We start from the raw sequence: 12,916 nt of genomic DNA on the forward strand, positions 1-12,916 counted from the left end.
CTGCAGCAGGCTGGCCATCTGCCGCGCATCGGCCACCTCGCCGCCATGGCGCACCTGCATGCGCGAGGCAAAGCCGCGCGCCGCCTCCGCCCAGCGCGTGGCAGGCCGCGCATGCAGGCCGTTGGGATAGGCAATGGTCCATTCGCACGCCTCGGCCAGGTCCACTGCCGCCGGGCGGGCGGCAGGCGGCGCCGGGTCCGCCTGCCCCTGGAGTGCATCGATGACCTGCTGCGCGTCGCCGGTGGTGAACAGCGCCTGCAGCCGGGGTGTCTGCAGCAGGCCGGCCAGGCGGCGCAGCAAGGTGATGTGGGCATCGGAGCGTGCCGCCACCGCCACGACCAGATGCACGTTCTGGCCGGCATTCCAATCCAGGCCCTCGCGCACCTGGAGCACGGCCACCGCGTCGCGCAGCACCAGGGCCCGGTCTTCGGCGCGGCCGTGGGGAATGGCCACGCCGTGGCCCAGAAAGGTTTCGGCCTGGGCCTCGCGCGCCTGCATGCCGGCGGCATAGCCAGGGGCCACGCTGCCGCTGTCCTGGAGCAGCCGGGCGGCCTGGTCAATGGCGTCGGCCTTGTCGCGCACCCTGGCGCCCAGGCGCACGGCGATCTGCAGGCCCGCAGGAGCGGTGGGTGCAACCGCCGGGAGGGATGAATGGGCATTGTTCATGGCGCGGATTGTGGGAACGTTCCCAACCATCGGTCAATCTGCACTGCAACATAACCTGGCAACAATCCGGCCATACCACGGCATTTCTTTGGAGTTATCCTCTGCGGCACACCACAACCAACGGGAACGATTGCATTGAGCATCAGCATCAACGATGTGGCCCGTGCGGCCGGGGTTTCCAAATCGACGGTATCGCGCGCGCTGGCGGGCGGCTCGGTCAGCGAAGAAGTCCGGGCGCGGGTCGCGGCCGCCGTGCAGGCCACGGGCTACCGGCCCAATCTGATGGCGCGCCGGCTGCGTGCGCGCGACGCTGGCCCCATGGGGGTGCTGGTGGCCGACATACGCAACCCGTTTTTCACGGCCCTGATCCGCGCGGTCGAGGCCGAGGCCTATCGCCAGGGCCGGCGCGTGCTGTTGTGCAATACCGACGAAGACCCGCAGCGCGAAGCCATGTACCTGCAGCTCATGCAGGAAGAGCGCATCGCGGGGCTGATCTTTGCGCCCACCCAGGCCAGCCTGCACAAGCTCGAGCGCATGCAGCTGGAGTTTCCCGTTGTCCTGGTGGACCGGGCGGGCGCCCCGGCCTGCCATGACAGCGTGGTGCTGGACAACGCCCAGGCCTGCGCCACCCTGGTCAGGCATCTGGTGGAACAGGGCCGCCGCCGCATTGCAGGCGTCTTCGGCAGCACCAGCAGCACGGCGCGCGAGCGCTGCGACGGCTATCTGGCCGCCATGCGCGATGCAGGCCTGGAGCCCGACTTGCGCCAATTGCCCCCGACCAGCGATGCCGCCGAGGCCGAAGTCACGCAATGGCTGCGCCAGCCGCAGCGGCCCGACGCCTTCGTGGCCAGCAACGGCCTGCTGCTGGAAGGCTGCCTGCGCGCGATACGCGCCGCAGGCCTGCGCATCCCCGGCGATGTGGCGCTCGCCGGCTTCGACAACGAGCGCTGGACGGAGCTGGTGGCCCCCGCCATCACCGTGATCGAGCAGCCGATCGACGCCATGGGCCGAACGGCCTTCAGCCTGCTGATGGAGCGACTGCATGCGCCCGAGCTGCCCGTGCGCAAGGTGGTCATGCAGGGGCGCTGCATAGTGCGCGAGTCCACGCAGGCGATTCGCTGAGCGCGGCTTTCGGGGCCGCCTGCCAAGCCCCGCCCCAGGAGGGGGCACATTGGACTTTCAATGTTACAAACAGTCGCAAACAACGGACTTGCACCCATAATCGCTCACAATTTTGTCCCGTTGACCTCATGAACAAGCCCCAACATCCCATCGTCCATGGCACGGAAGACGTGCTGATCAGCCTTTGCAACTCCGTCTCGCGCGTGCTCCAGGTGGCCACGCAGTGCCAGATCCAGTATTCGGGCATGGTGCAGCGCATCACCAAGACCAGCCTCAAGCCCGACATCGGCTGCTTTGTCCTGGTGGACGGCGGCTTCTCGGGCCTGGTGATCATCAACTTCTCGGCCGCCGCCGCCATGGAGCTGTACCGCAGCTACATGCTGAGCATGGGCATGGGTGAAGAGGACCTTGCCAGCTCCTACACCTCCGACGATGTCAGCAACGTCATGGGCGAGCTGATGAACCAGGTGGTGGGCGACTTCACCAGCAAGGTCCAGCGCGAGCTTCAGACCTACATCACCCAGAGCCAGCCCAAGATGATCCGCCTGAACAAGCAGGTCAACCTCAGCGTGGACGCCAACCTCGACTCCCCCGAGGCGCGCCGCGTGACCTTCTACACGGGCAACAACAACATCTTCTATCTCGAGCTGGCCATGGACCGCACGGAGTTCATCAAGGTGGTGGATTTCGAACCGCAGGAGCGTCCCGACCCGGACGCCCTCATGGCGCAGGCCAACGCCAGCGCCCCCGCCGCAGCGCCTGAACCGGCCGGCAGCACGGACACCGACGAACTGCTCAAGTCCCTGGGCATGTAGGCCCCGCCTCCCCTGCGGGGGCCAAAACCCTGACGCCTGCGGATGTATCAGGCGGCTCCGGGAAACGATATCGTTGACATGCAGATAATTGGAATGCCAACTATTTGAATGCCACGATGTCTTCCCTTCCCGACCAGTCCCCGCCCGCGCAAGCCGATGCCGCCAGCGTGCAGCGGCATTTCATGTTCACGCTGGGCCAGGTCAACAAGCAATGGCGCCGCACGCTGGACAGGCTGCTGGCGCCCATGGGCCTGACCCAGGCGCTATGGATGCCGCTGATGCATCTGGCGCGTTCGCCTGAAGCCATGCGCCAGAAGGATCTGGCCCATTCCCTGGCGCTGGACAGCTCCTCGGTCGTGCGCCTGGTGGACGGCCTGGCCGCCCAGGGCTGGATAGAGCGCGTGGACGACAGCGACCGCCGCGTCAGGAAAATCCAGCTCACGCCAGCCGGCCATGCCCAGGTCGAAGCCGTGCAGGGCCTGCTGCAGCAGGCCCGCGCCCAGGTGCTGGGCGCCGTGCCGCCCGAGGAACTGGGTGCGGCCTATGCCACGCTGCAGCGCCTGCTGGAGGCCATGGCCGCCGAGCCCGCCTGCGACACGGACCTGCCCGACGAGCAGGCTGCCTGAGATGGCGGCCGAGCACTCTTCGCTGCCACCCGCCCAGGACCATACAGCGGCCAGCCGCAAGGCGCCGCTGTGGCTGCTGGTGGTCGTGACCATCGTCGGCACGCTGGCCATGCACATGTTCCTGCCCGCCCTGCCCGATGCGGCACACCAGCTCCAGGCCGGTGCCAGCCAGATGCAGCTGACCATCACGGTCTACATCCTGGGCCTGGGCGTGGGCCAGTTGATCTATGGCCCGCTGTCGGACAGCCTGGGGCGCCGGCCCATGCTGCTGGCCGGACTCATCCTCTATGCGCTGGCCAGCCTGGCGGCCTTTCTCGCCCCGTCCGCCCCCTGGCTGATCGGCGCGCGCCTGCTCCAGGCGCTGGGCGGCTGCGCGGGCCTGGCCCTGGGCCGCGCCATTGCGCGCGATTCGAGCACGCCCGAGAACGCCGTGGGCAGCCTGGCGCTGCTCAACCTGATGATGATGATCGGCCCCGGCATCGCGCCGGCCATCGGCTCGGCCATAGACGACGCCCTGGGCTGGCGCGCCATCTTCGGCACGCTGGCCGTGGTCGGCGGCGTGACGGCCTTCGCCATCTGGAAGCTGCTGCCCGAAACCGGCCAGCCCACGGGCCGCCTGCACCTGGGCACCATCCGCGACGACTACCGCAGCCTGCTGCGCTCGCCGGCCTTTGTGGGCTTTGCCGTGGGCGGCGGCTGCGCCACCACGTCCATCTATGCCTTCCTGGCGGCGGCGCCCTTCGTGTTCATCGAGCAGCTGCATTCCACCAAGCATGAGGTGGCCATCTACCTGGGCCTGCTCATGGGCGGCATGGCCGTGGGCAATGCGCTGGCCCGCCAGCTGATACGCCACTGGCCCCTGGAGCGGCTGATGCTCAACGGCAATCTGCTGAGCCTGGCCAGCGCGGCCATGCTGCTGTTGCTGGCCCTGTTCAACCAGCTCACGCCGGCCATTGTGGTGGGGCTGATGGTGCTGTTCGCGCTGGGTTCGGGCCTGACCAGCCCTGCGGCGCTGGCCAGCGCGCTGAGCGTGCATCCGCGCCTCACGGGCTCGGCCGCCGGTGTCTACGGCAGCACGCAAATGGCCGTGGGCGGCCTGTGCACCTTGGGCGCCAGCCTGGGCAGCAACCCCGCGCTGTCGGCCGCGCTGGCCCTGGTCGTGGCGTGCGTGGTGGGGCAACTGGGCTTTCGCAGCGCGCTGCGCCACGCGCAGCGTGCGCCCGGCTGAGGACCATGGTCCCCGAGGCGACGGCCCGGCCGCGCGGAGCGCAGGCGGGGCCAGGGCCTCGATTACATTGGCGCAGCCGTGGGCCCTTGCCACGGACCACAGGAGACAAAAAACATGCGCCAACTTTCCTTTTCCATCGTCCTGCGCCAGGCCGCCTCCGGCACGCTGGCGGCCGCCGCGATTCTGGCCGGCCCGGCCGCCCAGGCCGGCTCCATCGAGGCCGCCGAGTTCAAGAGCGCCACGCTGCAGCGCAGCTGGACCTACAACGTCTACCTGCCCACGGGCTACGACGCCCAGTCCAGGCTGCGCTACCCCGTCATGTACCTGCTGCACGGCAACGACGGCCAGCGCAACGACTGGCCCGTCAAGGGCAATCTGCTGCGCACGGTGGACCAGCTGATCCAGAACGGGGAGATCCCGCCCGCCATCATCGTCATGCCCGACGCGGGAACGACCTGGTACGTGGACCTCAAGGAGCCCATGGAGACGGCCTTCTTCCAGGACCTCGTCCCCCATGTCGAGAAGAAGTACCGCACCCTCACCAGCCGCGATGGCCGCGTCATCGGCGGCCTGTCCATGGGCGGCTACGGCGCGCTGCGCTACGTGCTCAAGTACCCCGAGAAATTCCAGGCCGCCGCCCTGCTGAGCCCCGCCATCTACAACCCCGAGCCGCCCGCCGATTCCTCGGCACGCTCGGTCAAGGTCTTTGCCGAACCCAACACGGGCGGCCAGTACAGCACCACGGTCTGGAAGAGCTACAACTACCCTGTGCTGTGGGACAGCTTTCTCGCCCGCAAGATCAGCGTGCCCATGTACATCAATTCGGGCGACGACGATGAATTCATGATCGAGTCCGACGCCGCCCAGCTCTACGCCCAGCTGCGCAGGAACAAGCAGCCTGCCGAGCTGCGCATCGTCAACGGCAAGCATGAATGGCCGGTCTGGGAAAGCACCATCGGCGACGCGCTCAAGTACGTGTTCCGCACCGTGCGCCGCCCGCAGGCGGACAACTGAGCCAGGCCATGAAGCAAAAAAAGGGGAGCCGGCCGGCTCCCCTTTTTGATGGCATCAGCAGGTCCTACAGGTTGCCGACCATCTTGGCAGGGATCACCCAGGCGTCGAACTGTTCGCCAGTCAGGTGGCCGGAAGCCACGGCCGCTTCGCGCAGGCTGGAGCCTTCCTTGTGCGCCTTCTTGGCGATGTAGGCCGCCTTGTCGTAGCCGATGTGCGGATTCAGCGCCGTCACCAGCATCAGCGAGCGCTGCACCAGCTCGGTGATGCGCTCGCGGTTGGGCTCGATGCCCACGGCGCAGTGGTCGTTGAAGCTCTTCATGCCATCGGCCAGCAGGCGCACGCTCTGCAGGAAGTTGTGCGAGACCATGGGGCGGAACACGTTCAGCTCGAAGTTGCCCGAGGCGCCGCCGAAGTTGATGGCCACGTCGTTGCCGAAGACCTGGGCCGCCAGCATGGTCACCGCCTCGCTCTGCGTGGGGTTGACCTTGCCGGGCATGATGGACGAGCCGGGCTCGTTCTCGGGGATGGAGATCTCGCCCAGGCCGCTGCGCGGGCCGGAGGCCAGCCAGCGCACGTCGTTGGCGATCTTCATCATGCTGGCGGCCAGCGTCTTGAGCGCGCCGTGGGCGTGGACCAGCCCATCGCACGAGGCCAGGGCCTCGAACTTGCTGGGCGCCGTCACGAACGGGTAGCCGGTGAGCTGGGACAGCTCGGCCGCCACGCCCTCGGCATAGCCCTTGGGTGCATTCAGGCCCGTGCCCACGGCCGTGCCGCCCAGCGCCAGCTCGTACAGATGCGGTAGCGCGGCGCGCACATGCTTTTCGCCATGGGCCAGCTGAGCCACCCAGCCCGAGATTTCCTGGCCCAGCGTCAGCGGCGTGGCGTCCTGCAGATGGGTGCGGCCGATCTTGACGATGTCGGCATAGGCCTCGCTCTTGGCCTGCAGCGTATTGCGCAGCAGGGCAATGGCGGGCAGCAGCTTTTGCTCGATGGCCGTGACGGCAGCCACGTGCATGGCGGTCGGGAATACGTCGTTGCTCGACTGGCTCTTGTTCACGTCGTCATTGGGGTGGACCAGGCGCGACTCGCCCCGCTCGCCACCGAGGATTTCGCTGGCGCGGTTGGCCAGCACCTCGTTGACGTTCATGTTGGTCTGCGTGCCCGAGCCGGTCTGCCAGACCACCAGCGGGAACTCGTCCGGGTGCTTGCCGGCGATCACCTCGTCGGCGGCGGCCAGGATGGCCCGGGTCTTCTTCTCGTCGAGCAGGCCCAGCTTGTGGTTGACGGTGGCCGAGGCCTTCTTGACCTGGGCCAGCGCGTGGATGATCTCGCGCGGCTGCTGCTCGCCGCTGATGTCGAAGTTCTGCAGCGAACGCTGCGTCTGCGCACCCCAAAGCTTGTCTGCGGGGACGGCTATGGGTCCGAAAGTGTCTTTTTCCTGGCGGGTCGCGGTCATTGGTGTGGACTCCTTGGTGAAAACAACGCGGCGCAGTTGGCTGGAGGCAGGTCGGCGGGCCGCGCGCTGCGTGGCTCGGGGATGTCTGGCTGGCGGGGCCGCAATGGCAAAAACCCGCCCATGGTAACTCCGCAAATGGGAACCTCTCGCATCCATCCCCCACTGAGGTGTCGCCGAGGCGGGCTTGTCCAGGCAAACCCCTCGACTCTTGTACAAGACTGCACCCCTTGCGTGCACTTTCCGCCGCGCAGCGCCGATAATCGCCCCCGGGATTCCCCTCCCCTGTTCCCCCGATCAAAAAGACACCCCACCGATGACCACCACGATCCGCCAGCAGGACCTGATCGATTCGATCGCAGGCGCCCTGCAGTACATCAGCTACTACCACCCCGCCGACTACATCGCCCACCTGGCCCGCGCCTACGAGCGCGAGCAGAGCCCGGCGGCCAAGGACGCGATGGCCCAGATCCTGACCAACTCCAAGATGTCGGCCACCGGCCACCGCCCGATCTGCCAGGACACCGGCATCGTCAACGTGTTCCTGAAGGTGGGCATGGACGTGCGCTGGGAAGGCTTCACGGGCGGCCTGGAAGACGCCATCAACGAAGGCGTGCGCCGCGGCTACAACCACCCCGACAACACGCTGCGTGCCTCGGTCGTGGCCGATCCGCTGTTCGCGCGCAAGAACACCAAGGACAACACGCCTGCCGTCATCAACGTGCAGATCGTGCCCGGCGACAAGCTGGACGTGACCGTGGCCGCCAAGGGCGGCGGCTCGGAGAACAAGTCCAAGATGATCATGATGAACCCCAGCGACAACCTGGTGGACTGGGTTCTCAAGACCGTTCCGACCATGGGCGCGGGCTGGTGCCCGCCGGGCATGCTGGGCATCGGCATCGGCGGCACCGCCGAGAAGGCCGTGCTGCTGGCCAAGGAAAGCCTGATGGAAGACCTGGACATGTACGAGCTGCAGGCCAAGGCCGCGCGCGGCGAGAAGCTCGACCAGGTCGAGGAACTGCGCCTGGAGCTGTACGAGAAGGTCAACGCCCTGGGCATTGGCGCGCAAGGCCTGGGCGGCCTGGCCACCGTGCTGGACATCAAGATCAAGATGTACCCCACGCATGCGGCCTCCAAGCCCGTGGCCATGATCCCCAACTGCGCGGCCACGCGCCACGCGCACTTCGTGATGGACGGCTCCGGCGCGGTCTACATGGACGCCCCCTCGCTGGACCTGTGGCCCAAGATCGACTGGGAGCCCGACTACAACAAGTCGCGCCGAGTGGACCTCAACGCCCTGACCAAGGAAGAAGTGGCCAGCTGGAAGCCCGGCGACACACTGCTGCTCAACGGCAAGATGCTCACGGGCCGCGATGCCGCCCACAAGCGCATCCAGGACATGCTGGCCAAGGGCGAGAAGCTGCCCGTGGACTTCACCAACCGCGTGATCTACTACGTCGGCCCGGTGGACCCGGTCAAGGACGAAGCCGTGGGCCCCGCAGGCCCGACCACGGCCACCCGCATGGACAAGTTCACCGACATGATGCTGGAGCAGACCGGCCTGATCGCCATGATCGGCAAGGCCGAGCGCGGCCCGGTGGCCATCGAGTCCATCAAGAACCACAAGTCGGCCTACCTGATGGCCGTGGGCGGCGCCGCCTACCTGGTGTCCAAGGCCATCAAGAACGCCAAGGTCGTGGGCTTCGAGGACCTGGGCATGGAAGCCATCTACGAATTCGACGTGGTGGACATGCCCGTGACCGTGGCCGTGGATGCCGGCGGCACCAGCGCCCACATCACCGGCCCTGCCGAATGGCAAAAGCGCATCGCATCCGGCGAGTTCAAGACCATTGAGATTGCCTCGGCCTGACGCCGGCGCCAAGCGCAAAGAGGCCGCCTTCGGGCGGTCTTTTCATTGGCGCGGGCATTTGTGACAGACTGCCCGCTGCCTGCAACACTGCCCATTCAACATGACCATCGCGCTCGTCCTCATCGCCCTGCTGGCCGTGACCAGCCTGGCCTGGCGCCTGTCCTCCCGCCGCCATGTCCTGCCCTGCCCGTCCTGGCTGCGCTGGATGGTCGAGCTCGACAATCCCTTCGCGGCCAGCAACAAGGCCGCCTTCATCGTCGGGCAACTGCAGATCCAGCCAGGCATGAAAGTGCTGGACGCGGGCTGCGGCCCAGGCCGCGTCACCCTGCCGTTGGCACGTGCCGTCGGTGCGCAGGGACAGGTGCTGGCCGTGGACCTGCAGCCGGCCATGCTCGAACAGGTGGCGGCCAAGGCGCGCGCGCAGGGGCTGGAGAATGTGCGCACCCAGGCGGCGGCGCTGGGCCAGGGGCAGCTGGCAGCCGAGCAGCACGACCGCGCCGTGATGGCCGCCGTGCTGGGAGAGATCCCGGACCGCCAGGCCGCGCTGGCCGACGTGTTCCAGAGCCTACGCCCCGGCGGCCTGCTGGCCGTGGCCGAGCTGGTCTTCGACCCGCATTTCCAGCGCCGCACCAGCGTGGAAAAGCTGGCAGGCAAGGCAGGCTTCATCCCCCACTCCTTCCACGGCCATGCGGCCGCCTATCTGCTGGTGCTGCAGCGCCCTCTCCAACCATGACCACCACACATGCTCCTGTAGCGACCCTGCGGACCCCGCGCCTGATACTGCGCCAGTGGCAGGCCGGCGACCGGCAGCCCTTTGCCGCGCTGAATGCCGACCCACAGGTCATGGAGCACTTTCCGGCACTGCTCAGCCGTGAACAAAGCGATGCCATGGCAGACAGGATCCAGGCACTGATCGAGGAACGCGGCTGGGGCTTCTGGGCGGCAGAGCACCTTGCCAGTGGCGAATTCATGGGCTTCATCGGGCTGCACACTCCCGCCGCGTCTTTGCCGTTCTCGCCCTGCGTGGAAATCGGCTGGCGGCTCGCCCGGCCTTTCTGGGGCCAGGGCCTGGCCAGCGAAGGCGCGCGGGCGGCGCTGGAGCACGGCTTCGGCGCGTTGCATCTGGAGTCCATCGTCTCGTTCACCGCGCTGTCCAACCTGCGTTCGCAGGCCGTGATGCAGCGCCTGGGCATGGAGCGCGACGCCCATGACTTCGACCATCCGGAGGTGCCGGCAGGCCATGCGCTGCGCAGGCATTGCCTGTACCGCCTGACACATGCCCAATGGCTGCAGCAGCAAGCCATGGCCCGAGCATGAACGCGCCCGAGCGGGCATACTGGGCGCCGCCTCCAAAAGCCTTTATCCGCATCTCCACATGACCTCCCCGGCCTCTCCCATCGGCGTCTTCGACAGCGGCATCGGCGGCCTCAGCGTGCTGCAGGCGCTGCGCCATGAGCTGCCGCATGAGCGCTTCATCTACCTGGCCGACAGCGGCTATGCACCGTATGGCGATGCACGCGGCGACGCCTTCGTGCAGCAGCGCACGCGCACCATTGCGCGCCACCTGTGCGAGCAGCACCAGATCAAGGTACTGGTGATCGCCTGCAATACGGCCACGGCCGCTGCCGTGGACATGCTGCGCGCTGAAATTCCCGAACTGCCCCTGATCGGCGTGGAGCCCGCCATCAAGCCTGCTTCGCTATCGAGCCAGACCGGCCACGTGGGCGTGATGGCCACGCGCGGCACGGTGAGCAGTGCGCGCTTTGCCCGGTTGGTGGCCGACCATGGCCAGCGCGTGCAATTCCATGTCCAGCCCTGCGACGGTCTGGCCAAGGCCATCGAGGAAAGCACGGAGCAGCCCGTTCCCGCCGACCCCATGGCCACCGAGGTCGCGCGCCTGTGCGCCAGGTATGTGAATGCCCTGGGCAGCTTCGGACAGAAGACGGGCGAGATGGATTCCCTGGTGCTGGGCTGCACCCACTACATATTCGCCCGCGAGCAGTTGCGCACGCTGCTGGGGCCGGACATCCAGTTCATCGACACCGGTGCCCCGGTGGCACGCCAGACGCGGCGCGTACTGGAACGACTGGGCACCCTGGCCAGCGAATCAGGCCCCTTGCCCGCGGCAGAGGGCCAGGTCCAGCTGATGACCACGGGATCGCTGCAGGCCCTGCAGGCTGCGGCATCGCGCTGGCTGGATCTGCCCGCGCAATGCTGCTCGTCCGTTCAGGTCGGCGAATCCAGCGCCATCCCCACGGCCGCTTGAATCACGGCTGCGCCTGCCACAGGCGCCGGCCCGAGTGGTCCATCCAACTCAGGTACAGCCGCAGCTCGAACTCCAGCTGGTGGTAGTCGGGCTCCATGTGGGTGCACAGCTGGTAGAAGGCCTTGTCGTGGTCGGGCTCGCGCAGATGGGCCAGCTCGTGGACGACGATCATGCGCAAGAAAGCCTCGGGCGCCTGCTTGAACAGTGCACCGATGCGGATCTCATGCCGTGCATTGAGGCGACTTCCCTGCACCACGGCGCGGCGCGTGTGCAGGCCCAGGGCGTTGTGGACCACATGGATGCGGCCGTCGTAAGCCACTTTGTTCAGCGTGCCGGCATTGCGCAGGTGCCGGCCCTTGAGGGCATCCACGTAGTCATAGAGGCTCTTGTCCGTGCGCACGGCATGGGCCTCGGGATGCTTGCGCAGCAGCCAGGCCTCGGCCTTGTCATCGGCCAGCCAGCCACGCACCTGTGACTGCAGCGCGGCCGGGTAGGCGGACAGGTAGGGAAGCGGCAGCGCGCCACCGGCCACCTCGCGCCGCTGCTCGCGCTGGCGGCGCACGGTCTCGGTGACTGCTCCGGAATACTTGGGCGTGCTGGCCTGTGCCGCCATGGCTGTACGCTGCGCGGGGCAGCGCCTTGCGCTCAATGCAGGTGGCGGGGCCGGCGGTTGCCGCCGTGGCCCGAACCCGATCCACCCATGCCGCGCGGCGGCTTGCCGATCTCCAGCGAGCTGACCAGGGCGTCGAAGCGCTGGGAGAACAGCTTGTCGATCTCCTGCACCACGCCACCCAGCTCGGAGCCGTCGAAATGGCGCTCCATCAGGTTGACCACGTCCTGCACCAGCAGGTCGCGCTGCACTTGCATGATGGCCGCGGGCGTCGGGCCCACGAAGAGCATGACGAAGTCGTCGCGCGACTCGGCCTCTTCGGACTCCTCTTCCTCGTCGAACTCGGTGTCGTAGAAGGTCACCTCGATGGCAGCGCCCTGCTCGGCCAGCTCGTTGATGCCCATGCACATGTCGTCCAGCGACTGGCGGAAGTCCTCATCGCCGCGCACCGTCCAGCACACCTGGAGCAGGCGCTCCTTGGTATCGAACTGGATGCCGGGCTCTTCTTCGTAGACGCTGCCAGCGCCATCGGCCAGGGAGCGGGCACCCGCATACTTCCACAGCGGGCCCAGCGCTTCCTGCAACTGCTCGTAGGTCGTGTCGGGGCGCAGCAGCACCTGGCCGTGCACGTGGATTTCAAATGGAGCGTTGTAATTCGACATGTTCTCGTCTGGGATGAGTTTGGCCACACCTGTCACGCCGCACCATGTGCCACGATCAATGTCAACGGAACGCATGCAGGCATCGCCATCACTGTCTGCCCGAGCCGCGCCATCCAGGCAAGCAGCCCGGGGCCTGATGAAGGGATTCTCGCACGTAATGCAGCCGGCAAGGACTTGGCGGCGCATGGCCACAATGCGGTGCTGCAAGAGCACGACGCCAGCAACATGCACTGCGCAGCACCGCGAAACATTGCGCAACCGCAGCATTCGCCTCAACGCAAAATTGCTACAAAGATTGCAGCATCAGAACGCTGCTGCACATAGCTCATGGTGCCCCGAGCCGGGATCGAACCGGCACGCCCCTGTTCGGAAGCGGCGGATTTTAAGTCCGCAGTGTCTACCAATTTCACCATCGGGGCCCTGCGCCGCAGCGTCACAGGCCAACGCAAGCTGCTCATGCCTGCGAACTGCAGCACCAACGAAAAAGGGAAGCGTTACCGCTTCCCTTTTTTCTGAATTGGAGCGGGAAAACGGGTTCGAACCGTCGACCTCAACCTTGGCAAGGTTGCGCTCTACCAACTGAG

The 12,916-nt window shown here is 67.1% G+C and carries 13 protein-coding genes and 1 tRNA gene; 9 read left to right on the plus strand and 5 right to left on the minus strand.

Translation table 11 applies throughout. From position 1 onward, the window contains the following. The coding region (locus tag L995_RS10360; protein WP_047471431.1) for a PTS sugar transporter subunit IIA at positions 1 to 666 on the minus strand (666 nt) is incomplete at its 3' end. Between the two features lie 135 nt (positions 667 to 801). Between L995_RS10360 and L995_RS10365 the strand changes: the two genes are divergently transcribed. The 5 genes from L995_RS10365 (at position 802) to L995_RS10385 (ending at position 5,471) form a co-directional block, all read left to right on the plus strand. Then, positions 802 to 1,788, plus strand: coding sequence for a LacI family DNA-binding transcriptional regulator (locus L995_RS10365; protein WP_047471433.1), 987 nt, complete (start codon positions 802 to 804; stop codon positions 1,786 to 1,788). Between the two features lie 128 nt (positions 1,789 to 1,916). Then, positions 1,917 to 2,603 (plus strand): DUF3334 family protein, encoded by a 687-nt coding sequence (locus tag L995_RS10370; RefSeq protein ID WP_047471435.1) that lies wholly within the window; start codon positions 1,917 to 1,919, stop codon positions 2,601 to 2,603. Positions 2,604 to 2,719: 116 nt separating this feature from the next. Continuing rightward, positions 2,720 to 3,229, plus strand: coding sequence for a MarR family winged helix-turn-helix transcriptional regulator (locus L995_RS10375; RefSeq protein ID WP_016453094.1), 510 nt, complete (start codon positions 2,720 to 2,722; stop codon positions 3,227 to 3,229). 1 nt (position 3,230) lies between these two features. After that, positions 3,231 to 4,457 (plus strand): multidrug effflux MFS transporter, encoded by a 1,227-nt coding sequence (locus tag L995_RS10380; RefSeq protein WP_047471439.1) that lies wholly within the window; start codon positions 3,231 to 3,233, stop codon positions 4,455 to 4,457. A 114-nt stretch (positions 4,458 to 4,571) separates the two neighbouring features. Continuing rightward, positions 4,572 to 5,471, plus strand: coding sequence for an alpha/beta hydrolase (locus tag L995_RS10385; protein ID WP_047471441.1), 900 nt, complete (start codon positions 4,572 to 4,574; stop codon positions 5,469 to 5,471). Between the two features lie 64 nt (positions 5,472 to 5,535). Here L995_RS10385 and fumC read toward each other — a convergent pair whose 3' ends face one another. After that, entirely contained in the window at positions 5,536 to 6,927 is a 1,392-nt protein-coding gene (gene fumC / locus L995_RS10390) for a class II fumarate hydratase (protein WP_016445164.1), read from the minus strand. Between the two features lie 313 nt (positions 6,928 to 7,240). On the opposite strand from fumC, the gene L995_RS10395 reads away from it, so the two are divergent. From L995_RS10395 to murI, 4 genes are all read left to right on the plus strand, one after another. Further along, positions 7,241 to 8,794: a fumarate hydratase gene (locus L995_RS10395; RefSeq protein WP_013803260.1), complete on the plus strand. Its 1,554-nt coding sequence runs from the start codon at positions 7,241 to 7,243 to the stop codon at positions 8,792 to 8,794. Positions 8,795 to 8,894: 100 nt separating this feature from the next. Beyond that, positions 8,895 to 9,527: a class I SAM-dependent methyltransferase gene (locus L995_RS10400; protein ID WP_017407256.1), complete on the plus strand. Its 633-nt coding sequence runs from the start codon at positions 8,895 to 8,897 to the stop codon at positions 9,525 to 9,527. Beyond that, positions 9,524 to 10,111: a GNAT family N-acetyltransferase gene (locus tag L995_RS10405; protein ID WP_047471444.1), complete on the plus strand. Its 588-nt coding sequence runs from the start codon at positions 9,524 to 9,526 to the stop codon at positions 10,109 to 10,111. Before L995_RS10400 ends, L995_RS10405 begins: the two co-directional genes overlap by 4 nt. Positions 10,112 to 10,169: 58 nt before the next feature. Further along, on the plus strand, positions 10,170 to 11,060 hold the full coding sequence (gene murI, locus L995_RS10410) for a glutamate racemase (protein ID WP_047471446.1): 891 nt from the start codon (positions 10,170 to 10,172) through the stop codon (positions 11,058 to 11,060). Position 11,061: 1 nt separating this feature from the next. Here the strand turns inward: murI and L995_RS10415 are convergent, their stop codons facing one another. From L995_RS10415 to L995_RS10425, 3 genes are all read right to left on the minus strand, one after another. Further along, positions 11,062 to 11,673: a M48 metallopeptidase family protein gene (locus tag L995_RS10415; RefSeq protein ID WP_047471448.1), complete on the minus strand. Its 612-nt coding sequence runs from the start codon at positions 11,671 to 11,673 to the stop codon at positions 11,062 to 11,064. A gap of 32 nt (positions 11,674 to 11,705) precedes the next feature. After that, positions 11,706 to 12,332: a DUF6806 family protein gene (locus L995_RS10420; protein ID WP_013803265.1), complete on the minus strand. Its 627-nt coding sequence runs from the start codon at positions 12,330 to 12,332 to the stop codon at positions 11,706 to 11,708. 328 nt (positions 12,333 to 12,660) lie between these two features. Then, positions 12,661 to 12,751 (minus strand) — tRNA-Leu (locus tag L995_RS10425). Positions 12,752 to 12,916 lie beyond the last annotated feature (165 nt).

The organism is Delftia sp. ZNC0008 (genome assembly GCF_000799035.1).
Classification (GTDB): Bacteria; Pseudomonadota; Gammaproteobacteria; order Burkholderiales; family Burkholderiaceae_C; genus Comamonas; species Comamonas tsuruhatensis.